At 67.0% G+C, this 23,874-nt stretch carries 25 protein-coding genes; 12 read left to right on the plus strand and 13 right to left on the minus strand.

The genetic code is table 11. The annotated features are described in order from the left end of the window. Positions 1-64: 64 nt before the first annotated feature. The gene (locus A3OM_RS0119040) at positions 65-2,215 is read right to left on the minus strand and encodes a S9 family peptidase (protein ID WP_245257806.1); all 2,151 of its coding nucleotides are present in this window, start codon (positions 2,213-2,215) and stop codon (positions 65-67) included. Between the two features lie 533 nt (positions 2,216-2,748). Between A3OM_RS0119040 and A3OM_RS0119045 the strand changes: the two genes are divergently transcribed. Next, positions 2,749-3,183: a MucR family transcriptional regulator gene (locus A3OM_RS0119045; RefSeq protein WP_018045375.1), complete on the plus strand. Its 435-nt coding sequence runs from the start codon at positions 2,749-2,751 to the stop codon at positions 3,181-3,183. 196 nt (positions 3,184-3,379) lie between these two features. After that, positions 3,380-4,186: a DUF6456 domain-containing protein gene (locus A3OM_RS0119050; protein ID WP_026176204.1), complete on the plus strand. Its 807-nt coding sequence runs from the start codon at positions 3,380-3,382 to the stop codon at positions 4,184-4,186. A gap of 15 nt (positions 4,187-4,201) precedes the next feature. Here A3OM_RS0119050 and A3OM_RS0119055 read toward each other — a convergent pair whose 3' ends face one another. The 3 genes from A3OM_RS0119055 to A3OM_RS0119065 all read right to left on the minus strand — a co-directional run bounded on the left by A3OM_RS0119055 (position 4,202) and on the right by A3OM_RS0119065 (position 6,961). Further along, positions 4,202-4,624: a SufE family protein gene (locus A3OM_RS0119055; protein ID WP_018045377.1), complete on the minus strand. Its 423-nt coding sequence runs from the start codon at positions 4,622-4,624 to the stop codon at positions 4,202-4,204. A 102-nt stretch (positions 4,625-4,726) separates the two neighbouring features. After that, positions 4,727-5,767 carry a PAS domain S-box protein gene (locus A3OM_RS0119060; protein ID WP_018045378.1) on the minus strand — a complete coding sequence of 347 codons (1,041 nt, stop codon included), beginning with the start codon at positions 5,765-5,767 and terminating at the stop codon, positions 4,727-4,729. Positions 5,768-5,956: 189 nt separating this feature from the next. Further along, the gene (locus A3OM_RS0119065) at positions 5,957-6,961 is read right to left on the minus strand and encodes a D-glycerate dehydrogenase (protein WP_018045379.1); all 1,005 of its coding nucleotides are present in this window, start codon (positions 6,959-6,961) and stop codon (positions 5,957-5,959) included. A 265-nt stretch (positions 6,962-7,226) separates the two neighbouring features. Here A3OM_RS0119065 and A3OM_RS0119070 point away from each other — a divergent pair, with 265 nt between their 5' ends. After that, positions 7,227-7,802, plus strand: coding sequence for an SH3 domain-containing protein (locus A3OM_RS0119070; protein WP_018045380.1), 576 nt, complete (start codon positions 7,227-7,229; stop codon positions 7,800-7,802). 166 nt (positions 7,803-7,968) lie between these two features. Here the strand turns inward: A3OM_RS0119070 and irr are convergent, their stop codons facing one another. Continuing rightward, complete coding sequence (gene irr / locus A3OM_RS0119075; protein ID WP_018045381.1) at positions 7,969-8,475, minus strand: Fur family transcriptional regulator Irr; 507 nt, start codon at positions 8,473-8,475, stop codon at positions 7,969-7,971. A 353-nt stretch (positions 8,476-8,828) separates the two neighbouring features. On the opposite strand from irr, the gene fabA reads away from it, so the two are divergent. From fabA to fabI, 4 genes are all read left to right on the plus strand, one after another. Then, positions 8,829-9,386 carry a 3-hydroxyacyl-[acyl-carrier-protein] dehydratase FabA gene (fabA, locus tag A3OM_RS0119080; protein ID WP_018045382.1) on the plus strand — a complete coding sequence of 186 codons (558 nt, stop codon included), beginning with the start codon at positions 8,829-8,831 and terminating at the stop codon, positions 9,384-9,386. A 95-nt stretch (positions 9,387-9,481) separates the two neighbouring features. After that, the gene (gene fabB / locus A3OM_RS0119085; RefSeq protein ID WP_018045383.1) at positions 9,482-10,708 is read left to right on the plus strand and encodes a beta-ketoacyl-ACP synthase I; all 1,227 of its coding nucleotides are present in this window, start codon (positions 9,482-9,484) and stop codon (positions 10,706-10,708) included. A 110-nt stretch (positions 10,709-10,818) separates the two neighbouring features. Next, the gene (locus tag A3OM_RS26615) at positions 10,819-10,941 is read left to right on the plus strand and encodes a hypothetical protein (RefSeq protein ID WP_018045384.1); all 123 of its coding nucleotides are present in this window, start codon (positions 10,819-10,821) and stop codon (positions 10,939-10,941) included. 152 nt (positions 10,942-11,093) lie between these two features. Then, positions 11,094-11,921 carry an enoyl-ACP reductase FabI gene (gene fabI, locus A3OM_RS0119095; RefSeq protein WP_018045385.1) on the plus strand — a complete coding sequence of 276 codons (828 nt, stop codon included), beginning with the start codon at positions 11,094-11,096 and terminating at the stop codon, positions 11,919-11,921. Between the two features lie 13 nt (positions 11,922-11,934). Here the strand turns inward: fabI and A3OM_RS0119100 are convergent, their stop codons facing one another. Beyond that, on the minus strand, positions 11,935-12,996 hold the full coding sequence (locus tag A3OM_RS0119100) for an HD domain-containing phosphohydrolase (protein WP_018045386.1): 1,062 nt from the start codon (positions 12,994-12,996) through the stop codon (positions 11,935-11,937). Positions 12,997-13,272: 276 nt separating this feature from the next. Beyond that, complete coding sequence (locus tag A3OM_RS0119105; protein WP_026176207.1) at positions 13,273-14,166, minus strand: LysR family transcriptional regulator; 894 nt, start codon at positions 14,164-14,166, stop codon at positions 13,273-13,275. 97 nt (positions 14,167-14,263) lie between these two features. On the opposite strand from A3OM_RS0119105, the gene A3OM_RS0119110 reads away from it, so the two are divergent. Next, positions 14,264-15,259 (plus strand): aldo/keto reductase, encoded by a 996-nt coding sequence (locus tag A3OM_RS0119110; protein WP_018045388.1) that lies wholly within the window; start codon positions 14,264-14,266, stop codon positions 15,257-15,259. 150 nt (positions 15,260-15,409) lie between these two features. Here the strand turns inward: A3OM_RS0119110 and dut are convergent, their stop codons facing one another. The 3 genes from dut to A3OM_RS0119125 form a co-directional block, all read right to left on the minus strand. Beyond that, positions 15,410-15,916, minus strand: a complete 507-nt coding sequence (gene dut, locus A3OM_RS0119115; protein WP_018045389.1) for a dUTP diphosphatase — start codon at positions 15,914-15,916, stop codon at positions 15,410-15,412. Beyond that, positions 15,913-16,800: a CoA ester lyase gene (locus A3OM_RS0119120; protein WP_018045390.1), complete on the minus strand. Its 888-nt coding sequence runs from the start codon at positions 16,798-16,800 to the stop codon at positions 15,913-15,915. Before A3OM_RS0119120 ends, dut begins: the two co-directional genes overlap by 4 nt. Before the next feature lie 106 nt (positions 16,801-16,906). Then, a complete protein-coding gene (locus A3OM_RS0119125) occupies positions 16,907-17,122 on the minus strand; it encodes a hypothetical protein (RefSeq protein ID WP_018045391.1) in 216 nt (71 codons plus the stop codon). Positions 17,123-17,573: 451 nt separating this feature from the next. Here A3OM_RS0119125 and A3OM_RS0119130 point away from each other — a divergent pair, with 451 nt between their 5' ends. After that, positions 17,574-19,769: an EAL domain-containing protein gene (locus A3OM_RS0119130; protein WP_245257807.1), complete on the plus strand. Its 2,196-nt coding sequence runs from the start codon at positions 17,574-17,576 to the stop codon at positions 19,767-19,769. Between the two features lie 8 nt (positions 19,770-19,777). Here A3OM_RS0119130 and A3OM_RS0119135 read toward each other — a convergent pair whose 3' ends face one another. From A3OM_RS0119135 to A3OM_RS0119145, 3 genes are all read right to left on the minus strand, one after another. Then, positions 19,778-20,122, minus strand: coding sequence for a hypothetical protein (locus A3OM_RS0119135; RefSeq protein WP_018045393.1), 345 nt, complete (start codon positions 20,120-20,122; stop codon positions 19,778-19,780). A 114-nt stretch (positions 20,123-20,236) separates the two neighbouring features. After that, positions 20,237-20,809: a transglutaminase-like cysteine peptidase gene (locus A3OM_RS0119140; RefSeq protein ID WP_245257853.1), complete on the minus strand. Its 573-nt coding sequence runs from the start codon at positions 20,807-20,809 to the stop codon at positions 20,237-20,239. Positions 20,810-21,150: 341 nt separating this feature from the next. Then, the gene (locus A3OM_RS0119145) at positions 21,151-21,549 is read right to left on the minus strand and encodes a DUF3775 domain-containing protein (protein ID WP_018045395.1); all 399 of its coding nucleotides are present in this window, start codon (positions 21,547-21,549) and stop codon (positions 21,151-21,153) included. Positions 21,550-21,672: 123 nt separating this feature from the next. Between A3OM_RS0119145 and A3OM_RS0119155 the strand changes: the two genes are divergently transcribed. The 3 genes from A3OM_RS0119155 to A3OM_RS0119165 all read left to right on the plus strand — a co-directional run bounded on the left by A3OM_RS0119155 (position 21,673) and on the right by A3OM_RS0119165 (position 23,811). Then, complete coding sequence (locus A3OM_RS0119155; RefSeq protein WP_018045396.1) at positions 21,673-22,425, plus strand: DUF429 domain-containing protein; 753 nt, start codon at positions 21,673-21,675, stop codon at positions 22,423-22,425. A gap of 9 nt (positions 22,426-22,434) precedes the next feature. Then, complete coding sequence (locus A3OM_RS0119160; RefSeq protein WP_081612694.1) at positions 22,435-22,995, plus strand: NUDIX domain-containing protein; 561 nt, start codon at positions 22,435-22,437, stop codon at positions 22,993-22,995. A gap of 144 nt (positions 22,996-23,139) precedes the next feature. Continuing rightward, positions 23,140-23,811, plus strand: coding sequence for a carbonic anhydrase (locus A3OM_RS0119165; protein ID WP_026176208.1), 672 nt, complete (start codon positions 23,140-23,142; stop codon positions 23,809-23,811). Positions 23,812-23,874: the final 63 nt, after the last annotated feature.

The following is a 23,874-nucleotide window of genomic DNA, read 5'->3' on the forward strand; positions in this document are numbered from 1 at the left end:
GCCGCGCCCGGGCCTAAGGTCGCCAGCAGACACGCGGCGGCGGTTGCGGTGCGGGCGAAGGCCGTCACGATTGCGGCCCCTCGCCGGCTCCGGCCCGGCCCACTGCCCGCAGGGCGAAGGCATAGATCAAGGCCACCTCCTCCAGCCGGTCGAATCGTCCCGCCGCCCCGCCATGGCCGGCTTCCATGTTGATCCGCATCAGGACGGGGCCGCCGCCGGTCATCGTGGCGCGCAGCCGCGCCACCCATTTCGCCGGCTCCCAATAGGTCACGCGCGGGTCGGTGAGGCCGCCGAGCGCGAGGATCGCCGGGTAGTTCTGGGCCGAGACGTTGTCGTAGGGCGAGTATGACAGAATGGTCTCGAAATCCTCTTCACTCGCGCCCGGATTTCCCCATTCCGGCCATTCCGGCGGCGTCAGGGGCAGGTCGCCGTCGAGCATGGTGTTGAGCACGTCGACGAAGGGCACGTCGGCGACGATCCCCGCGAAGAGCTCCGGCGCAAGGTTGGCCACCGCCCCCATGAGCATCCCGCCGGCCGACCCGCCATGGGCGACGATGCGGCCGGGCGTGGTGTATCCGGCCTCCGCCAGGGCACGGCCGCAGGCGACGAAATCGGTGAAGGTGTTGGGCTTCTTGCCCCGCTTGCCGTCCATGTACCAGTGCCAGCCCTTCTCGGTGCCGCCGCGGACATGGGCGATGGCGTAGACGAAGCCGCGATCCACCAGCGACAGCAGGTTGGTGCGGAACGCGGCCGGCATCATCGTGCCGTAGGACCCGTAGCCATAGAGCAGCAGCGGAGCCGAGCCGTCGAGGACGAGGTCGCGGCGGTGGAGGAGCGAGATCGGCACGCTCTCCCCGTCCGGGGCCGTGGCGAAGATCCGGCGCGTCACATAGGCGGCGGCATCGTGCCCGCTCGGGATCGTCTGGCGCTTGCGCAACTGCCGCGCGCGGGTCGTGCAATCGTAATCGTAGGTCTCGGCCGGCGTCGTCATCGACGAGTAGGTGAACCGGATCACCGCTGTCTCGAACTCGTGCCCCGGCTGGAGGCCGAGGGAATAAGCCTCCTCGGCGAAGGCCACCACGTGCTCGTTGCCCTGCGTGTCGCGGACGACGATGCGGGGCCGCGCATTCTCGATCTCGAGGCGCACGAGGTGCTGGGCGATGACGTGCTGGTGGCGGATCATCACGCCGCGCCGGTGCGGGATGAGGTCGTTCCAATGGGCGCGGCCCGACGCGCCGATGCGGGTGGTGACGATCTTGAAGTCTTCCGCCCCGTCCGCATTGGTCAGGATGAAAAGGTGGTTCCCCCAATTCTCCACGGAGTAGATCAGCAGCGGCTCCCGCGGCTGAACGCATAGCAGGGTTGCGTCCGGCGACTTGCGGTCGAGGAGATGCACTTCGGAGGTTTCATGGTCGCTCGCCGTGATGGCAAGGTAATCGCGCGATTGCGTCGTCTCGATATGGACGAAGAATCCGGAATCTCGCTCTTCGTAGAGCAACGTATCGGCGGCCTGCTCTGTGCCCAACACGTGATGCATGACGCGGGCGGGACGATGGTTCTCGTCCACGGCCACATAGTGGAACGACAGCCCGTCGGCGGACCAGACCACCTCGCCGGTGGTCGCCTCTATACCATCCGGGAGATCCTGCCCGGTGCCGAGGTCGCGGACACGGATGGTGTGGAGCTCGGACCCCTTGGAATCGGCGCTCCAGGCGAGGCGGGTGTGATCGTCCGCGTGAACCGCCGCGGCGAGCTCGAAGAAGGGCAATCCCTTGCCCTCCTCGTCACCGTCGAGAAGGATCTCCTCGCCCTCTTCCGGACCGCCCGTCCCGGCCGTCTCGGCACCCTGTCCGGGGATCACCACCACCGTGCGCGGACGGCGGCAGACGAGGGGATGCTGCCCGCCCTCGCGATGGCGGGTGTAATAGGCGAAAGCGCCGTCCGGCTCGGGCACACCGCTATCGTCTTCGCGAATGCGCCCGCGCATCTCCGCAACCAAAGTCTTGCGTAAAGAAACCAGATCGCCGAGCGCCGCTTCGGTATAGGCGTTCTCGGCATCGAGATATGCCCGGATATCGGCCGGGAGGGCAGCGGGATCCTTGAGCACGTCGCGCCAGTTCTCGGCCTTCAGCCAAGAATAATTGTCGGAAATTGCTCGGCCATGCACGGTGAATGTGTGCGGGCGCACCTCGGCGCCGGGTGGCTTGCTTTCCAAGTGGAAAAGATCGTCCATGGATAGACCTGTAAGGTTGCCAACCACCGTCGGCTGAATAGCGTAGCGGCGACCGATCCGTTCACCGGTCGCCTTCGATGCCTGCATGTGTCCCAGCCGGAGGCCATGGGCAAGGTCGAGAGGGAAGTCTTTTCGGCGCGGTGCCGGACGGCTCGACCGACGACAGGCTTTGGCATCATGGATGCAACTGGTTCTCTATCCTTGAGAGGCCTCGTTGACAGCGCGTCGACTTAGCCTGCGTCGATGCGAACTCACATTAAATTGAAATATCGTTCAGAACCGTTGATTCGGCGACCCATCATGACTGACTCCCGTCTTGCGAGATCAATGTGAATATATTAAATGGGCGAAATGGCGGTTATCGTCGCCCACCATCGTAGAGCGCCACTGGATGAAGCCACGATGCCGAGAGTCCAACTATGGATTGCCAAACTGTCCCTTGGCCCATCGCCTGCATACTCAAAAGACCTCGTCCGGCATCGTGCTAAATCGTGCTTAAAGGAACTGTTTAAACAATGAGCGACATTGAGAATTCGGCCGACTTCGTGGAACTGACGGTCGATATCGTCTCGGCCTATGTGAGCAACAACCCGGTGCCGGTCGGCGAGCTCGCGCAGCTCATTACCCGCGTCCATACCTCGCTGACCCAGGTCGCGAGCGGTGAGGCCGAGGCCAAGGTCGCTTCTGCGCCGCAGCAGCCCGCCGTCCCCGTGAAGAAGTCGGTGACAGCCGATCACATCATTTGTCTCGAAGACGGGCGCGTATTCAAATCGCTCAAGCGCCACCTGCGCGCGAAGTACGACATGAGTCCGGAACAATATCGCGCAAAGTGGGGCCTCCCCTCGGATTATCCGATGGTCGCTCCGAACTACGCCAAGGCGCGTTCGGACCTCGCCAAGGCCATCGGCCTCGGCCAGACCCGCAACGGGACCTACGACGAAGCCGCGTAAGCGAAGCGGGGCCGGGCGCTGGCGAACGCTCGCCGCCCGGTTCCCCCGTCGTCGTTGACCTCGTGATTGAGACTTGCTTTAGGACTAATTTCTTATAACATCCCCGGTGCCGCGGCGATTGCCGCATCGATGCGCCAGGGAACATATCATGAACAAAACCCCGAATGCGGCGATCCACGGCATGGGTCGGCGATCCATGCCGGCGCGCGCTCAGGCGGAACTCGGTCGCGATGCGGCCCGGCTCCTCGCGGCCCTCGACGAAGAGGGAGCCTATGCCCTGCCCGATCCGCTGACGGAGGGCGAGATCATCGTGCGAAGCGGAGGTGATGGGATCTCGGTGAGCAGCGGACGCTATGGCGCGCAGGCGGGACAGGCTCTCCTCTCCTGCGATCTCGCCGAACAGGCGGCGGGACGGCGCGCCCGGCTCACCATCAGCGCCGCCGGGCGGGCGAGGCTTCGGCGGGACCGGGCCGGCCGGGACACGCCCTACCTCGCCCAGCATCTCGACCTCGAAGGCAAAGGTGAGCCGACCCGGCCTGTCCGCGACGCCTCGGAAAGTCCCCTCGCCTGGATGGCACGGCGCCGCGATCGCGATGGAAGCCCCTTGATCGACGCCGCCTGTTTCGAGGCGGGCGAGCGGCTGCGCCGCGACATGACCATGGGGGCGCTGATGCCGCGCTTGGGGTCGGACTGGAGTGGGGTCAAAGTCGATGGCGGCGGCCCCCGCGATCCCTCGGCCGGGTCGGATGCCATGCTGGCGGCCCGACAGCGCGTCCGCGCGGCCCTGTCGGCGGTTGGGAGCGACCTGTCCGGATTGCTGATCGACCTGTGCGGTTTCGTGAAAGGCCTGGAGACGATCGAGGCGGAGCGCCGCTGGCCGGCACGCTCGGCCAAGGTCGTCATCCGCATCGCCTTGGCGCGACTCGCCGAGCATTACGGGCTGGAACGGGAGGCGGTGGGTCCGAGCCGGTCGCGCCTGCGCCAGTGGCGCGAGCGGGCCTGAGGCTCGGACCCTGTTTCAGGCCGCGAGCCGCGCCGCGTCCCGATGGATGCGCTCGGCCATGGCCCGGACCCCGTTGGAACGCTTCGACGTCAGGTGAGCGCCGAGGCCGATCTGCTTGAAGACCTGGAAGACGTCGACATCCGCGATCTCGGTCGGCGTCTTCCCGTCGTGCAGGGCCATCACCAGGGCGATCAGCCCCTTGGTGATGAAGGAATCGCTGGTGCCGCGCAGGTGAAGGCGCGGCGGCGACTGCGAATGATCGACATTCGAATCGACCCAGACCTGGCTTTCGCAGCCATGGACCCGGTTCTGCTCGGTGAGCAATTCGTCCGGAAAGGGCGGCAGGGCACGGCCGAGTTCCATCAGGTACTCGAGCTGGTCCGGCCCGTCGTCGAGGATTTCGAAATTGTCGATGATCGTTGCGATGGGTGGAAGCATGGTGTCAGGCTGAACTCTCGGCGACGATCGAGCGAAGCGACGGCACTTCCTCGCCCCATCGATATAGGGAGTGGCCCGCCGTCCGGCGAGCGTCCATGTCCGCTACTCCGACGGATGCACGAGGGCTTCGGGCAGCTGCAGTTCCATCGGATCGGCCTGCGTGCCGGTGCCGCGAACGGCGATCTCGGCCTGAGCGGCATAGGCCGCCACCAGCCGAGGACCGAGATTGGGCACGTCCGTGGCATGGGCCCCGGGCTGATCGCCGCCCGACACGATGGTGAGACGGACCGGCGCGCCGGCCCGGGCGTCGATGGTGATCGCGATCGTGCAGGAGACGGAATCGGCGGTGGCGTCGAGGCATTCGGCCACGACTTCGGCCACGATCATGCCGAGGGCGTTGGCGGTGCGCGGTTCCACGAGGCTCGTGCCGCTGCCGCCCACCGCCACGCTGATGCGGCCCGCCCGCCGCAACTGGCCGAGGCCGGAGGCGAGCCGGTGAAGGTAATCGCGCAGGTCGATGGAGGCGATGTGCGGCGCTTCGTGCAAATGCTGCTGAACGAGGGCGATGGCACGGACACGCTGGCCGAGCGCCTCGAAGCTCCCGCGGCACGGCGGCGGCGCGGCGCGGCCGTAGAGACCGATCAGGCTCACCATCACCTGCAGGTTGTTGCGCACCCGGTGATAGACCTCGGCGAGAAGGGCCTCCTTCTCCACGAGAGCATGCTCGGCATGCTCCTCGGCCCGCTTGCGGTCGGTGATGTCGAAGCACGAGCCGAGATAACCCTGAAACGTGCCGTTCTCGGTGAGGGGACGGGCGTTGTTCAGGAGCCAGCGGTAGGCACCGTCGTGACGGCGCAGGCGAAACTCGATGGAGTAGGGACTGCGCGAGGCGAAGGCTTCCTGGACCAGGGCGGCATGACGGTCGAAATCGTCCGGGTGCAGGCCACGCCGCCAGCCATGGCCGAGTTCGTCTTCGCGGCTCCGGCCGGTGAAATCGAGCCAGCACTCGTTGTGATGGACCGCCGCCCCTTCGATGTCGGAGCGCCACATCATCAGGGGCACGAAATCCGCGAAGCGACGAAACTCGTCACACGGGACGGCCTCTGCGATGCTCGCCTCGGTCGACTCTGTCTCCGCGGCCATTTTGCTCCCACTCTACCCGATACGCGACAACCGACGATCCCTATCGGCGCCGGTCAACGTATCGAACATGACGCCGTTCCTACGGCCTCGGTATGCGAGTGCACATAGATCAACCGCCCTGCAAGCACCGTGCAAACCGCACCCGCGCCCGGCGCCGGAATCTAGCCCCCCGGGGCCGGCTGCCGGCCGTCAGAGCATGCTCGGCAGGATCCGGTCCGGCGGGCGGTGTCCGTCCATGAAGGTCTTGATGTTGATGATGACCTTCTCGCCCATATCGGTGCGGCTCTCGTGGGTGGCCGACCCCATATGCGGCAGGAGAACGACCTTGCCGGACCGGGCGAGCTTGACGAGGCGGGGGCTCACGGCCGGTTCCTGCTCGAACACGTCGAGGCCGGCCGCCGAAATCTCGCCCGCCTCGATCAGGCGCGCGAGGGCGTTCTCGTCGATCACTTCACCGCGAGCCGTGTTCACGACGATCGCCTCCGGCTTGAGCAGCTTGAGGCGGCGGGCCGAGAGCAGGTGATAGGTCGCCGGGGTGTGCGGGCAATTCACCGACACGATGTCCACCCGCGCCAGCATCTGGTCGAGGGATTCCCAATAGGTCGCGTCGAGCTCGCGCTCGATCTGCACCGGCACCTTGCGCCGGTTGTGATAGTGGATCTGCAGGCCGAACGCCTTGGCTCGGCGCGCCAGCGCCTGGCCGATCCGGCCCATGCCGACGATGCCCAGGCGCTTGCCGGTGATGCGGCGGCCGAGCATCCAGGTGGGGGACCAGCCCGCGTCCCAATTGTCGTCCGGGATGATGCGCGCCCCCTCCGCCACGCGGCGGGCCACGGCGAGGATCAAGGCCATGGTCATGTCGGCGGTGTCCTCGGTGAGGACGCCGGGGGTGTTGGTGACGGTGATGCCCCGCTCCAGGGCCCCCGCCACGTCGATGTGGTCGACGCCGTTGCCGAAATTCGCGATCAGGCGAAGGTTGGGCCCGGCCTGGGCGAGGAGACCGGAATCGATCCTGTCGGTAACGGTGGGAACGAGCACGTCGGCCTCGCGCAACGCGGCGGCCAGCGCCTCGCTGCCCATCGGGGCGTCGTCGGGATTGAGGCGGATATCGAACAACTCGCGCATGCGCGCCTCGACCACCTCGGGGAGGCGACGCGTGACCACAACGAGTGGCTTGCGCTTCAACGACGACATGCACCCTCCGCGAACGTTTCTGCCAGGCCGGCCGCTGCCGGGAGCGACGGTTCATGCCGAGGCTTGACCCGGCATTAACCACGCATCGGCCAGACAGGTCCCATAGCCCCGACGCCTCGGCTGCCGGTTCTTGAGGCTTCTCTACCAGAGAGGGCACGGAACACAACGTGCCCCCGCGCCCGAAACATCGCGCGCGAGGGATCGCTAGACGAGGATTGACGATGGCGATCGTGGCCATGACGATCGTGAACCTTTGGGAAGACCGATGACGCGCCTGCCTGGACTTCTGTTCTTTACGTGCCTGACGGCGGCCGCCTCCCTCGTGGCGCCCCTCTCCCCGGCGCTGGCCGCCCCGGCGGCGGGAGGCGCGTCGGACGCGAATCGCGGCCCGGCCACGGGCCTGCCCCTGCCACGCTATGCGAGCCTCAAGACCGATCGGGTCAACCTGCGCGAGGGTCCGTCGAAGGACCACCGCACGCTCTGGGTGTTCCAGCGGGCCGGCCTGCCCATCGAGATCGTCGCCGAGTTCGAGACCTGGCGGCGCATCCGCGATTCCGAGGGGACCGAAGGCTGGGTGCTCCACTCCCTCCTCTCCGGCCGGCGCACGTCCATCGTCATGGCGGCCAGGGGCGGCGACGCCGCGATCCCGCTTCATTCACGGGCGGAAGAGGGGTCGGGCGTGGAGGCCAAGCTCCAGCCCGGCGTCATCGGTAGCGTAAAGAGCTGCACCGGAAGCTGGTGCCGGGTGATCGTCGCGCTCCCCCAGAGGAGCGGCGACGTGGACGGGTACATCCGCCAGGACCGGCTCTGGGGCGTCTACCCGAACGAGAAGATCGACTGAGTGTCTCCCACAAGTTCCCGCTGCGCCGTCGCGCTCGGAGCGAGAACTGACCGTGATCGGGAGTGTCGTGAGGCGCTCCGAGTCCGGCAGCATCGGTAGCGCCTCACGAAAAAGGCCCGGCTCAGCCGGGCCTTTTTCATGGAGTGAGAAGCGAAAGAAGCCTCTCTCAGGACTGGCGCGCACCGTGTCGGCGACGCAGGCGGACGATGACCTCGACGCCGGCGATTTCCATGCCCTCGGGGGCATCGGGCAGCGAATCGACGGTGATGCCGCAATCGGGCATGTCCAGAACCTGCCCCTCGTCTTCGAGGAAGAAGTGGTGGTGCTCGCTCGGGTTGGTGTCGAAATAGGCCTTGGACCCGTCGAGGGCCAGCTGGCGCAGAAGCCCGGCCTCGGTGAACTGGTGCAGGGTGTTGTAGACCGTGGCGAGCGAGACCGGCACCTTGGCGCGCATGGCCTCGTCGTAGAGCATTTCCGCCGTCAGGTGGCGGTCGCCACGCCCGAACAGCAGCCAGCCGAGCGACAGGCGCTGACGGGTCGGACGGAGGCCGGAGCGGCGCAGACGGTCGCGCAGGTCGGACAGGGGGCATCCCCGGCGCCCCGCGACCGAAGCGATATCGAGGGAAGCGCCACGTGCGTTCAGCATGGCCTGCAGCGGCAGCGGATTGGACATCGGCGGTACTGACATCTCACGGAACCAACAAAATACAAGACAACTCTATACGAACCTCCCCCCTCGTCGCAACCCAAGCCGGTGCTGAGTAGCTACGCAGTGTGAACATGCGGCTTGTTTAAAGTCATTCCATTCAACAGGGCAGGCAACCAGCCTTGCGACCAACTTCGCGGCGCGTCCTTCGCCTCATATGGAGACGAGATGTTTTGTGCCGCTCAGGCGGTGTGTTAACGAAGCGCCGCTCGCGGGTTCGGACGATGTCGTGGACCCGCGATGGCCACGACCGTTCCGGCGTTCGTGGGCGATGTCCGGCGTTTCGAACGCGCCCTCCACCAAGGACCGACACACCGATCATGTCTTCCGATTCCGAATCGCCCGCCGCCGCCGGCTCAGAACAGACCGTTCCCCGCGCCTCCCACTACTCCCATGAGGAGTTGCTGGCCTGCGGCCGTGGCGAACTGTTCGGCGCCGGCAACGCGCAGCTCCCCCTGCCGCCGATGCTGATGTTCGACCGCATCACCTCGATCGGGACCGAGGGCGGCGCCTACGGCAAGGGCCACGTCCTGGCGGAATTCGACGTGCGGCCGGACCTCTGGTTCTTCGGCTGCCATTTCAAGAACGATCCGGTGATGCCGGGCTGCCTCGGCCTCGACGCGCTCTGGCAGCTCGTGGGCTTTCATCTCGGCTGGCTCGGCGCGCCGGGCCGGGGCCGGGCGCTCGGCGTCGGCGAGGTGAAGTTCAGCGACCAGGTGCTGCCGACCGTGCGCAAGGTCGTCTACGGCATCGACATCAAGCGCGTGCGCCAGGGCAAGCTCGTCCTCGGCATCGCCGATGGCTGGCTGGAAGCGGACGGTGCCCGGATCTATGACGCCAAGGATCTGAGGGTTGCCCTGTTCCAGGCACAAGGCTAGCCCTCCGGCCCGCCGGTGGTTGAGATTGCCCCGGCATCATCCTACCTGACACGCGTCGGTGCGACGGCGCTTCGGCGAAAGAGAAGAGCGTTTCCATGCGGCGTGTCGTGATCACCGGGATGGGCATCGTCTCGTCCATCGGCAACAACACCCAGGAAGTCCTTGCCTCGCTGCGCGAGGCCAAGTCGGGGATCGGCCACTCGGCCTCCTATGCCGAACTCGGCTTTCGCAGCCAGGTCGAGGGACGCCCGAGCGTCGACCCCGAGGGCCTCGTCGACCGGCGCGCCATGCGCTTCCACGGCGGCGGCACCGCCTGGAACCACATCGCCATGGATCAGGCGATCCGCGATGCCGGCCTCGAGGCGGGTGACGTCTCGAACGACCGCACCGGGATCATCATGGGGTCCGGCGGCCCTTCGACGAAGGCGATCGTCGAATCCGCCAATCTCGCCCGCGAGAAAGGACCCAAGCGCGTCGGCCCATTCGCCGTCCCGAAGGCGATGTGCTCGACGGCTTCGGCGACGTTGGCGACCTTCTTCAAGATCAAGGGCGTGAACTATTCGATCTCGTCGGCCTGCGCCACGTCCAACCACTGCATCGGAAATGCCGGCGAGGTGATCCAGAGCGGGCGCCAGGACATCATCTTCGCCGGCGGCTGCGAGGATCTGGACTGGACGCTTTCCGTCCTGTTCGACGCGATGGGAGCGATGTCCTCGCGTTACAACGATACCCCCGCCCGGGCCTCGCGCGCCTATGACGTCAACCGCGACGGGTTCGTCATCGCGGGCGGCGCCGGCGTCCTCGTCCTCGAGGAGCTGGAGCATGCCAAGGCGCGCGGCGCGCGGATCTACGGCGAGCTCGCCGGCTACGGCGCCACCTCGGACGGCCACGACATGGTCGCCCCCTCCGGTGAAGGCGCCGTGCGCTGCATGAAGCAGGCGATGGAAGGGCTGAAGGGCGCCCGGATCGACTACATCAACCCCCATGCCACCGCGACGCCGGTGGGCGATCTCAAGGAGATCGAGGCGATCCGTGAGGTTTTCGGCCGCGGCGACGATTGTCCGCCGATCTCGGGCACCAAGTCGCTCACCGGGCATTCCCTCGGCGCCACCGGCGTACACGAGGCGATCTATTCCCTTCTCATGATGCAGAATGGGTTCATCTGCGAGAGCGCGCATATCGACGAGATCGATCCGGCCTTCGCCGACATGCCGATCCTCCGGCAGCGCCGCGACAACGTCCAGCTCGGCCATGTCGTGTCGAATTCCTTCGGCTTCGGCGGAACCAATTCCACCCTCGTCCTCAAGCATATCGACGCCTGAACGGCCAAGCTTTCGGAGATTGACTTCGGCTTTGCTGGCGTGACGCCGGCTTCTTTTTGCGGAACCGCGGATTCGACATCGCGTTTCCTGAATGAAGCCGAAAGTCCACGATGGTGATGATCCTGATTTCCCTGAGCACTCTCGCAGGCCTCGGTATCGTGGCCACAGCCTGCATCCGGGCCAAACAGGCGCTCGTCGATACGGCCCTGGACGAGACGCGCGGTTATTTCTGATCGCCACTTGTCTCTCTGAGCGTGCCCCACCTGAGCGGTTGCCCGCTCATCCATTCGATGCCGGATTGGACAGTTCGTCGATGCACGCGCTAAGCGTCCTCGCAATGGCCGGAACTGTCTGACACTTCGGCGTGATGGATGCGGGGACACGTATGACGGGTTTGATGGCAGGCAAGCGCGGCCTGATCCTTGGGGTCGCCAACGATCATTCCATCGCCTGGGGCATCGCCAAGTCCCTGCATGACCACGGCGCGGAACTCGCGTTCACCTATCAGGGGGACGCCCTCGGGCGACGCGTCAAGCCGCTCGCCGCCTCCCTCGGCTCCGACATCGTCATCCCCTGCGACGTGGAGGACATCGCCAGCGTGGACGCGCTGTTCGCCACCCTCGACGAGCGCTTCAGCGACGGGATCGATTTCGTCGTCCACGCCATCGGCTTCTCGGACAAGGCCCAGCTCAAGGGCCGCTATGTCGACGTGACCAGCCGCGAGAACTTCTCACGGACCATGGTGATCTCGTGCTTCTCCTTCACGGAGATCGCGCAGCGGGCGGCCAAGCGCATGCGACGTGGCGGTTCGATGCTGACGCTCACCTATGGCGGCTCGACCCGGATCATGCCGAACTACAACGTCATGGGCGTCGCCAAGGCCGCACTGGAAGCGTCCGTGCGCTATCTCGCCGGCGATCTCGGCCCGGAGGGAATCCGCGTCAACGCCCTCTCGGCGGGCCCGATGCGGACCCTGGCCGGCGCCGGCATCGCCGATGCGCGCTTGATGTTCAATCACCAGCGCGCCCACGCCCCCCTACGGCGCACGGTAACGCTGGAAGAGGTCGGCGGGTCGGCCGTCTATCTGCTCTCGGACCTGTCCGGCGGCGTCACCGGCGAGGTCCATTTCGTCGATTCCGGCTATAACATCATCTCCATGCCCCGGCCGGACGTGCTCCAGGCACAGGACGAGGCCGGCGTCGCCGACGCCTGACGCTCCAGGCGGCTCACACGGTGGCGGATTCCGGCGGGTTGCTTTCCACCAGCCCGAGGATGTCGTCCCAGCGGGCCACGAAGGCGGCCACGCAATCCGGGTCGAAATGGGTGCCGGCATGCTCTTCGAGATGCCGGCGCGCGGCCTCCGGGGTCCAGGCCTTCTTGTAGACCCGCTCGGAGATCAGGGCGTCGAACACGTCGGCGACGGCGACGATGCGGCCCGCGAGCGGGATCTGCGTCGTGCTCAATCCCTGCGGATAGCCGCCGCCATCCCAGCGCTCGTGATGGGTCAGGGCGATGTCGGAGGCGAGCTGCAGCAGATGCGAGGGGCTGTCGTAGAGCATGCGGTAGCCGCGGATCGCGTGGTGCTTCATCTCCTCGCGCTCACTGTCGCTGAGAGGCCCCGGCTTCATCAGGATGCTGTCGGGGATGCTGATCTTGCCGATGTCGTGCATCGTCGAGGCCAGGGCGATGTCGTTCGCATCCCCCTCCGACAGGCCGAGCCCTTCGGCGATGGCGATGGCGCAGCCGGCGACCCGCGTGAGGTGATCCCCCGCCTGATCGTCGCGGAACTCGGCGGCCAGCATCAGGCGGCGGATGATCTCCCGCTCCCGCGAGGCCGCCTCGGCGCCCGCCCGGTCCACGTCGCGGCACATCGCGACCGATTGCCGGTGGAGAACCTGACGCGCCAGGGCGAGTTCGAGCAGGTTGCAGACGCGGATCTGCAGATCGAGGGGATCGATGGGACCGGTCATCACGTCGGTGGCGCCAGCCTCGATCCCCGACCGCCGCAGGGCGGAGGAGGCCCCGAGCAACAGGACCGCCGTGCGGGCATGTCCATCGTGACCGCGCAGGTCCCGGATCACGGTCGGACCATCGATCCCGCTATGGGGATCGTGCATCACGATGATGAGATCGGCCGGGTGAAACAGCTCGTCGCTCGCGGCGGCCTTCGCCCCGGTGACGAGCCGGATGGCGCAATCGAGGCTTCGGAGATTCAGGACGAGATGGACGGGCGCGGAGGCGCAGACGATGGCGATGAGGGCCGAAGCCGTTTCTACGGATGCGGGCATGGCAGGCATCAGGACACGGTCTCTCCCGACCATCGAAAGCCGCGGCGACTGCCGGACGATCCGGAAGACGGGACGCAATTGGGCCAGACCGCGATGGATGCAAGGTCCATCGCCGGCAGGCCGGACACAAGGCTCATAAACGGAAATTGCGGCTGAGGAGCGCGCCTCAGTTCTCTGACTTCGCCGTCGGCCCGCCGTGTCCACTCTTCCCCGTGGCGCGGTATTGCGCGCGATGGGTACGCAAGAGCCACCGATGGCCGGCCGGCACACTGCCCGTCATCGGGGTGAACTGCGGATGCAATCGATGAAGGCTCGCATCACGGGCCGCATCAGCTTGCGGCTGGGATAGTAGAGAAAGAAGCCGGAGAAGGGATCGCACCAGTCCTCCAACACGCGCACCAACGCTCCGGACTTGATGTTGGCCAGCACCTGTCCTTCGAACGCGTAAGCGAGGCCCGCGCCCGCCAAGGCCGCATCGACGATCAATCCGTCATCGTTCAACGTGATCGGCCCCTGCATCGCGACCGCCATCGTCGCGCCGTTCTTCTCGAACTCCCAGTCGTAGAGGGCCCCGCTCGCGAAACGCCGACGGATACCGACATGATCGGCCAGATCGTGCGGTGTCGTCGGGATCGGATGCGTTTTGAAATAGGCGGACGCCCCCACCACCGCCGCGCGCTGACGAGGACCGATCGGGACAGCGATCATATCCTGCTCAAGGCTCTCGCCGAACCGCACGCCGGCATCGAAGCCTCCGGCAACGATGTCGGTCAGCCCGTCCTCGACCAGCATGTCCACCACCGCGCCGGGATGGTGACGTGTGAAGGCGAGCACCAGCGGCAACAGAACGAGTTCGGCCGCCGAGCGTGGCACCGACAGCCGGATCGTGCCCGTCAATTGATGGCCGGTTTCACCCGCGACTTCCACGGCGTCGGCGATCGAGGCGAGCGCCGGGGCCAAGCCTTCGAGAAGACGGCGACCGGCTTCCGTCGGAGCGACGCTGCGGGTCGTGCGGTCCAGCAGCCGAAAGCCGAGGCTCTCTTCCAACCCGCGAACCGCGTGGCTGATCGCCGAGACCGATATCCCCTCCGCCCGAGCGGCTCCCCGGAAGCTGCCATGCCTGGCAACCGTAGCGAAAATCGACAGCGCTGGAAGGTCGGCCCGCTTCATTGATGAACATCGTAGAACAGGTCGTTGAAACTGTCGCAGCTTATCGATCAATCCGGCAACCGCTAATTCGTGGCCCTGTTCAACAAGGAGCGATGCCATGGACGATCGTCATCTTGGACCGGATCTGGCCGTGTCGGCCTTGGGCCTGGGCTGCATGGGAATGAGCTTCGCCTATGGCGGGCAGCCCGAAGCCGAGTCGATCCGCACCCTTCACCGGGCCATCGAACTCGGCGTCACCTTCCTCGACACGGCGGAGGTGTACGGTCCTTACGAAAACGAGGAACTCGTCGGCCGGGCGATCAAGGGAATGCGCGAGCGCGTCGTGATCGCCACCAAGTTCGGCTTCAAGATCAGTGACCAGGGGAGCGGGACGGAGCGGATGATCGGCCTCGACAGCCGGCCGGAGCATGTCCGCGCCGTCTGCGAGGCCTCGCTGAAGCGCCTCGGCGTCGACGTGATCGATCTCTTCTATCAGCACCGCGTCGACCCCGCCGTGCCCATCGAGGAAACCGTCGGCGCCATGGCGGATCTCGTGCGGGCCGGCAAGGTGCGGGCGCTCGGATTGTCGGAAGCCAGCGCTGCCACCATTCGGCGTGCGCACGCCGTGCATCCCATCGCGGCGGTGCAGAGTGAATACTCGCTGTGGAGCCGGGAGCCCGAAGCGGAGGTCTTGCCGACCTGCCGGGAACTCGGCATCGGCTTCGTCCCCTACAGCCCGCTCGGACGCGGCCTGCTGACCGGGTCCATCCGGGACCGCGAGAGCCTAGGCGCGGATGATTTTCGTCGCACGCTGCCGCGGTTCGAGGCGGCGAATCTTTCCGCGAACCGGCCGCTGCTCCATGTCCTCGAAACGATGGCCACCGAGAAGGGCATCACGCCCGCGCAACTCGCGCTCGCGTGGATCCTGCATCAGGGCGATTTCATCGTGCCCATTCCCGGCGCACGCAAAATCAGGCACCTCGAAGAGAACGCGGCCGCAGTGGCGGTGACGCTGTCCAGCGAAGACGCTTCTGCGATCGCGTGGTCGATGCCGAAGGACGCGATCAGCGGCGGCCGCTATACGGCTAACGCACTGGCCTTGGTCGATGGCTGAGTTCACAGCCAGTCGGTGGTTGGACACGCCGCCGACGGTCGTGTCTTGCCCCGGTACGCCCCCGTGGTCCACATTTCGGCGGCTTCAGAGGGTTATGGCGTACACGGATCGCTCAGCATGGTCGGGCGCGGTGCGCCCGCCGTGTCGCGGCTAGTGCCGGCCCGTCGATCCGAAGCCGCCCTGCCCGCGCCCGGATTGCGGGCCGGGTTCGTCGAGATCAGAGGCGTCGACGATGGTGAAGGCCGGCCGCGTCACGCGCGTGAAGACCAGTTGCGCGATCCTCTCGCCGGGGCGGATGACGATCGTCGCGGCAGGGTCGGCGTTGCGGTTCCAGGCCGAGATCATGAGCGGCCCCTCGTAATCCGCGTCGATGACGCCGGTCCCGTTCCCCAGCACCAGCCCTTCGCGGTGACCGAGGCCGGAGCGCGGGAAGACGAGGCCGCACCAGTCCGGATCCCGGATCAGCACACTGAACCCCGCCGGGATCAGGATTGCGGGAGCCTGCGGCGCCAGGGTCACGGGCTCGTCGAGGCAGGCATGGAGGTCGAGTCCCGCCGCCGCCGCCGAGCCCCAGCGCGGAAAGCCCCATTCCCGCAATCGCGGGTCGCGGATTCGCAGGTCGACCGCCGGGGGAACAGTCGGAGGTGGGCCGCTCACGCCGCCCGTGCCGCGATGGCGTCGGCGAGGGCGACGATCCGGGACGCCTCCACGGCATGGAGCCGCTCGATCATCCGGCCACGAAAGGCGATGGCCCCGCGCGTCCGGTTCTCCGGCTCGGCGAAGACGGCGATGATCGCCCGCGCCTCCTCGATCTCGGCCTCCGAGGGACCGAACAGCTCGTTGGCGGTGGCGATCTGGCCGGGATGGATCAGCATCTTGCCGTCGAAGCCGCAGTCGCGGCCCTGCTCGCACTCGGCCCTGAACCCGCTCTCATCGCGAAAGGCATTGTAGATGCCGTCGATGACGTCGACCTCGTAAGCTCGGGCTGCCATGACCACGTTCATCAGCCACGGCATCAGGGCCGGACGGCCCGGCATTCCGAGCCGGACCCGGCTGGACTTGGCGAGGTCGTTCGGCCCGACGAGCAGGCACGACAGGCGCGTATCCACGTCGCGGGCGGCGCTGGCGATCTCGGCGATGTGGAGGATCGCCAGCGGCGTCTCGATCATCGCCCAGACGCGGGTATGGTCCGGCGCGCCGAGGCGGCGCAGGCGCGAGCCGACCGCCACGAGGGCATCGGGTCCGGAGACCTTCGGGATCACGATCGCGTCCGGCCCGGCAGGGGCGATGCGCGCGAGATCGGCCTCCCCCCATGGCGTGTCGAGGCCATTGATGCGGACCACGACCTCGCGCCGCCCGTAGGGCCGGGAAGCCACCGTGGCGGCGACGGCGTCCCGTCCCTCCGCCTTCATTTCGGGGGCGACGCCATCCTCCAGATCGATCATCACGACGTCGGTGGGCAGGCCGCGCGCCTTCTCCAGGACCCGTGGATTGGAGCCGGGCATGGCAAGGACGCTGCGACGCGGACGGATCTCGGTCATGGCGCGGCGATCTCCTGACGCCGTGGCTCGATGCACCGGCCGCCCGGCGATACCGCCGCCCCCCTCCCGTTTCAAGCTCTCACCGCGCAGGAAGAGCGATCCGGAATTAGCTTTCGGGGGAGGCCCGGATCTCGTGCAGCCCGGTCCGGTCGCGGAACCAGAACACCCGCTTGAAGGGATCCGCACCCGACTCCGGATAGGACGATGCCAGTCTCCGAGCGAGCATGACCGCCTCGCTCCGGGTCTGGATGGCATGGGCCAGAGTCTTCCAGGAACTCTCGCAGCCCTCGCCGATCTTCCTCACGTAGATCGAATGCGCCATGATTGACCTCCGCCGGATCGAAATCTGATGGAACGATAGATATACATCAAGCCACTATCAAAGGTTTGGTTTGCGGTGATTTTTCGACATGGTTAAGAGATTTTAATAGGATTTCGGATATTTGATTGATCCTCGCGCAGCATTTCCCCAGACGTCAATCGGTCCAAAAACCGACGCACGTGACCAATGTCGCCCCAAGTCGGCCCATGAGCGGAACCATGGCCAGATCTGATGTTTGAGGTATCGTCGACCGCCTCTCAAGAGGTCCCGCAATATCCGTCAGGATTGTTGACCTGTTCTTTCTGAGACGGCCGATCGTCCTGCCTTCGCCCCATGAAAGCGGTATCTCGAACACACCAACGACATCGATACCTGCGAGCCCTTGCGGCACGGTCTGTTAGCATTTGACAGAGTATTCCCATCGAAACCGCTCATGTTCGGTGCCGATTCCATGATTCCTCCACCATCGGCACCCGCCGGAACCGACGACCGAACGGCCCCGACGGACGAGGCCGAGCGTCTGACCGCTCTGCGCTCCTGCCACGTGATCGGCGCCGTCCCGGATGCCGGCCTCGAACGCATCGTCGCGGTGACGGCGGCGAGCCTCGCCATGCCGATGGCCTGGGTTTGCCTCGTGGACGACGAGGTCTCCTGGCTCGTGGCCCGGATCGGCGTCGATCTTCACCGGCTGCCGCGACACGGCCTGCCCTGCGAACGCGTCCTCACGCAGTCCGGGATCGTGACGGTGAACGCGGACGACGAGGGGCTCCTCTTCCGCGACCTGCCGGGCGTCAGGTTCCATGCCGGCGCGCCTCTGATCACGGCCGAGGGGCATTGCATCGGCTCGCTCTGCGTTCTCGACACGAAGCCGCACGACGGTTTCGACGATGCCGAGCGGTCGAAGCTCGCCGCTTTCGCCGGCCTCGTCATGGACCGGCTGGAGATTCGCCGGGCGCAACTGGCCAACGCGGCGGCGATCGGCTTCGCTCAGGCCGCCGAATATGCCCTGCTCGTGGTGGATGGGACGGGCACGATCACTTTCTGCAATCCCTCGGCCGAGGCCTTGTTCGGCCATGGCGCGGGCGGGATGGTCGGCCGGCCCGCCGAGATCATCATTCCCGAGCCGCTCCGCGCCGCCCACAAAGCGGGGCTTCGCCGGATCGTCTCCGGGGGCGCGTCACACCTCGCCGGCCGCACCATCGAACTGACAGCGCTGCACCGCGACGGTCGCACGTTCCCGGTCGAGTTCTCGATGTCGATCTGGCAGGGACCCGACGGGATCGGGATGGGCGCCGTCATCCGCGACATCAGCGAGTGGCGCGCCCGCGACGCCAAGCTGGTTCAACTCGCCCACCACGACAAGCTGACCGGCCTCACCAACCGCGCCCTCTTCGACGAGCGCCTGGACGCCAGCCTGGCGACGGACCGGTACGCCACGGTGATGCTGCTCGATCTCGACGGCTTCAAGGAGGTCAACGACAGCCTGGGCCACGCCGTCGGGGACGTGCTGCTCCAGGCCGTGGCGGTTCGGCTGTCGTCCTGGGTCACCGCCCAGATCACGGTGGCCCGGTTCGGCGGGGACGAGTTCGCGCTGCTCCTGCCGGGCCGGGGCAGCCCGCTCGATGCGGGGGCCCTGGCCGCGCAGATCCTGGAGGCGTTCCAGACCCCGTTCCCGGTGGCAGGGCACGTCTTCCATGTGGGTCTCAGCATCGGCGCGGCGATAGGCGGGCCGGGAACCGTCCGGGACGAGCTGATCGCCGATGCGGATCTGGCCCTCTACCAGGCCAAGCGTGACGGGCGGCGCTGCTTTCGCCTGTTCGAACAATCCATGCGCAATGCGGTGGTCGCCCGGCGGACGCTCCACGACGAGCTGACCCGAGCGGTGGAGCGTGCCGAACTGGTGCTGCACTACCAGCCGCAGGTCGAGCTGGATTCGGGACAGGTCATCGGTGCCGAGGCCCTGCTGAGGTGGCAGCATCCCACCCGCGGCCTGCTCTTGCCGGCCGCCTTCATCGACGCCCTCGAAGCCCATCCCCTCGCCGCCTCCATCGGCCGATGGATCGTCGACGATGCCTGCCGGCAATCCGCGCTCTGGCGCGCCCTCGGCCTGCCTCCCTTGCGGGTCGCCGTGAACCTGTTCGGGGCTCATCTCAGGACGGGGCGGCTGGCTCGCGAGGTGATCGGCGCCCTGGAACGCCACGCCTTGCCGCCGAGCCTGCTCGAAATCGAGGTCACGGAGCGGATCGCCCTTCAGACCGACGATTCCCTGCTGGACCCGCTGCGCGAGCTCCATCGGCACGGCGTCTCCATCGCCTTCGACGATTTCGGCACCGGCTACGCCTCGCTGAGTTCGCTCAAGCGTTTCCCGCTGACGCGCCTGAAGATCGACCGCGGCTTCGTGCGGGACATCCTCACGGATCGGCACGACGCCGAGATCGTCCGGGCCGTGCTCGGGATGGCTCAGAGCTTCGGCCTGGATGTCATCGCGGAGGGAATCGAGACGATCGAGCAGGACACGATGCTGCGCATCATGGGCTGCCGCGAGGGCCAGGGCTATCTCTACGGCCGGGCCATGACCGCCGAGGCGCTAGCGGCCCTGGTCATTGGCGGGCGGGTCGAAGCCAGGCGGGGTCCCAGGGCAGCCTGACGGAGGCGTCAGAGCGGGCGCGTCGCGCCGGCCTTCTGGAGAAGCCAGCCCTTGGCGCGCTGGATCAGGGCCGGACGGACCCGGGACACGTCCTCGTCATCCACCAGGGGGGACGTCGACAGGGCGGCGAGATAAGCCGCTTCGCTGGCGCGGCAGGATTTCACGGCCGACTCGACGGCCAGTGTCCGGCTCGTCACGAGTGCCTGCAAGTCGAAATTCCGATGCAGGCATCCGCGCCAGGAGGCGTGCAGGGCACCGACGTCGGAATTCAGGGCCGAGGCAGGGGCCGTGCAGCACAGGGGCAGGATGGAGGCCAGCAGCAAGGCTGCGGGCGAGCGGCTCAGCTTCGTCATGGCGAGGGATTCCCGAACCCGGCAACCCTCACCCGCACGCGCTTAACAAGTCGCTAATCTATCGCCTTTGATGCGATCCCCCTCCGGGACGGCTCGTCCCAGCGAATCCCGCTCCTATCGGTTGGCGGTGGTCACCGGCGACGCGGCACGGCCGAGGGACACCCACGCCATGGCATTCTGGCTCTCGCGTTTGATGAACGTGTAGCCGGTCTGGCGCCAGGGCAGCACGCTGTTGGTCTTGTTGTCGAGGATGAGGTCGCCCCGGTCGGTGATCAGGGTGAGGACGGCATGCCCCTCCCCCTTCTCGTCGATGACCACCGTCATCCGCATGGCCCGGCGCGGCAGGCCGGCCTCGGCGAGGAGCTTGCGCTTCAGGAGCTGGAAATCCTCGCAATCGCCGGCACCGGATTCGGCCAGATCCCAGCGGTCGGCCATGCCGAGCTGGTCCATGTCGGTGACGGCAAGGATGGACTTGTTCACGCGGCGGTTCACCGAGACGATGGTGTTCCAGACGCCCGGCGTCAGGCTGATCGTCGCGGGCTCCGAGACATTCACCGCGCATTCGGAGGCGTAGGTCTCGCAGAAGGTGACCCAGGCGCTGATCGGTCGGGCGGCACCGGTGGTGGAGATGGTGCTCGCCACGCTGGGGAGCGAGGCCAGGGTCTGAGCGGAGGCGAGGTTCGGCATGGCGGCGAGGGACGCGACCGCCAGGCCGGAGAGCAGACCCAAACCACCGATGCCGCGCTTGAGGGCGTGCACCGCATCGTGGAACTTCGAAATCGCGATCCGCATGGCCGCCGCTCGTCTCGTTAATCTGTTGTTAACGAACGTCTCACGGCCACGTTGGATCGGCAATCGCCGGGTTAATAAAAGGTTAACGCTGTGGATTTCGGGGCATGATTGCGGAAACAAGAGATCGTTGCCCCGGCGCCACGCCGAACCGCACCAGGCGACTACGGCGGGTTCGGCGGGGACACGAGCCACCACGCGGGCGGATGGTGAAGAGGCCGGCTCACCACCGTCCGGTCTCAAGCCTCCGAGACGTCCTGGCTGATCCCGAGGGCGGCGAGCCCTTCGTCGAGGAGATCGCCCGCATCGGGCGAGGCCATGATCTCGTGCAGCGCGCCCTCGCCCACCGCCTCGCGTTCGCGGGCGAAGCGCACGGCCTCACCCCATTCCTCCGCCTCCATATCACCGCGCCCGACATAGAGAAGGGCGAGGAGATTGGCCCGCTCGTCGTCGTTGAGGCCGGAGATCATCGAACGGACCTCCGATTCCGTGGCATCGTCGGTGCCCGACGTGAGCACGTCGGTGGAGCCGTCGTCGATCGGGTTGGAGCCCGAATCGGGGTCGGTGGCACCCTCCTTCACGTCGAGCGCCCTGACCCGGAGGATGATTTCGGTGACCTTGTCGACGGCGATGTCCATGGAACGATCCTGTGAAGCGTGCCGCCGGCGGCGGCGTTATCCGGTGCGACGGGACGGCCCTCGAAGCCGGCCGTCCGTGAGCAGCATCAACCCGCCAGAGCCGTCGCGGTTCGCGGGGCTCGCATGACGCGCTGGATCGCCGGACTCGACGGCTGCCGCGGCGCCTGGGCCGGAGCCCTCCTCGATCTCGACGATCCCAGCCGCTACCGCGCCGGGCGCTTTGCCCGCGTCTCCGATATCCTGGACGGGCCGGAATCCCCGGTCTGCGTCGGGATCGACGTCCCGATCGGCCTGCCCGACCGCGTCGAGGGCGGCGGCCGGGTCGCCGACCGCGCGGCCAGGGCCTATCTCGCGGGCGGGCGATCCAGCGTCTTCCCGGTGCCGCCACGGGCAGCGGTCCATGCCGGCAGCTACGAGGAGGCCAAGGCGCTCTCCCGCGCCGCCAGCGTCCCTCCCTTCGCACCCTCGATCCAGTGCTGGAACATCACCCGCTACATCCGCGAGGTGGATGACCTGCTCCTGGCGCGGCCGCCGCTGCGCGAGCGGGTTCACGAGGTTCACCCGGAAGTGGCGTTCCGCCGCCTCAACGGCGACCGTCCGCTGGCATCGGCCAAGAAGGGGCCGGGGCGTCGGGAAGGGCTGGAAGAGCGCCGCGCGCTCCTGCGATGGGCCGGTCTACCCGCGATGCTGGTGGACGCAGGCAGACCGGCGGGCGTAGGGGCCGACGATCACCTCGACGCCCTCGCCGCCCTGGTCGTCGCCCGCGACATCGTCCTCGGACGCGCCATCCCGATGCCCGACCCGCCGGGACGCGACCGCCATGGCCTTCCCGTGGTGATCTGGGCGCCTGCTGGCGAGGGTCCGATTCCCTGCTAGACCGTCGTCATGATTCGTCCCTCGTCGACCCAGCCCCCCGAACCCGAGTCCAGCCAAGGGTCCGGTGTGCCTCCCCTGCGCCACGTCGCCCGTGCCCTCGTCTTCGACCCGCAGGACCGGCTGCTCCTGATCGCCTACGAGGCGCAACGCCCCATCGATCCATCGAGGCCGGAGGAGCGGACCTTCTGGTTCATGCCCGGTGGCGGGCTGGAGCCCGGCGAAAGCCACGCGCAAGCCTGCCTTCGGGAACTCGGTGAGGAAATCGGGGTTTTCGATGCCGAGATCGGGCCGCAGGTCGCTGCCTGCGACGGTCCGTTCTTTCTGTTCCCGAAGCCGCGTGATGCCCGCGAACGCTATTTCGTCGTGCGTCTGCCCAGCGACGAGGTCGATACCAGCCGCCTCGCCGAGACCGAGGACAGCACGGTCCTCGGCACGCGCTGGTGGACGCTCGACGAGTTGGAGGCCAGCGGTGAGCGGATCGAGCCCGCGGGCCTCGCTCGCCTGGCCAGACGCATCGCGTCGGGCGAGCGGCCCGAGCCGCCCGTAACCCTGACCTGGCATCAGGTGTGAACCCGCACTGGGCCACCGGCCCGAGACTGGGCCAGATAGGGCCTCGGAACCAGATACGGCACAGGTCTCGCTAGTCGAGGCTGAATGTCGAGAACCGGGTTGTCACGGCGACCCCCAACAACAACGCTCAAGGAAGGAAAACGCATGTTCCCACAAAAGCTGACCTCAGGATACCGGTCGTTCCTCGATGGACGCTTGTCCCACGAGGCCAAACGCTACGCCGCCCTGGCACAAGGGCAGAGCCCGGAAGTCTTGCTGATCGGCTGCTGTGACAGCCGCGTTTCGCCGGAAGTCATCTTCGATACCGGACCGGGCGAACTCTTCATCATCCGCAACGTGGCCAACCTCGTTCCCCCCTTCGAGGAGGGCGGCGAGTATCACGGCACGTCGGCGGCCATCGAGTTCGCCGTCCAGGCCCTGGAAGTGAAGCACATCGTCGTTCTGGGCCACGCCACCTGCGGCGGCATCAAGGCCTACGCCAACCCGCCAGGCCCGCTCTCGACGAGCGACTTCATCGGCAAATGGGTCTCCCTGGTGAAGGGCGCCGAGGAGAAACTCAAGGTGCAGAAGGGACCGGACCACCTGACGCGCCTGGAATACGCCACCGTGGCGCAGAGCCTCGAGAACCTGATGACGTTCCCCTTCGTGCGCGAGCGCGTCGCCGATGGCCGCCTGGCGCTCCACGGCGCGCATTTCGGCATCGCTCATGGCGAGCTTCTCCTGCGCAATCCCGAGACGGGTGATTTCGAGCCCGCCGTCGATGGCGGCGGAAAGACGATGACCCCGGCTTCCCTGATGCACAGCAGCGAAGTCTGATCGCATCGGCCCACATAACCTGAGCCCCCGTATCCTGCCGGATATGGGGTCCATCACCCGATC

It is taken from the genome of Methylobacterium sp. 88A (assembly GCF_000376345.1).
Taxonomy (GTDB): Bacteria; Pseudomonadota; Alphaproteobacteria; order Rhizobiales; family Beijerinckiaceae; genus Methylobacterium; species Methylobacterium bullatum.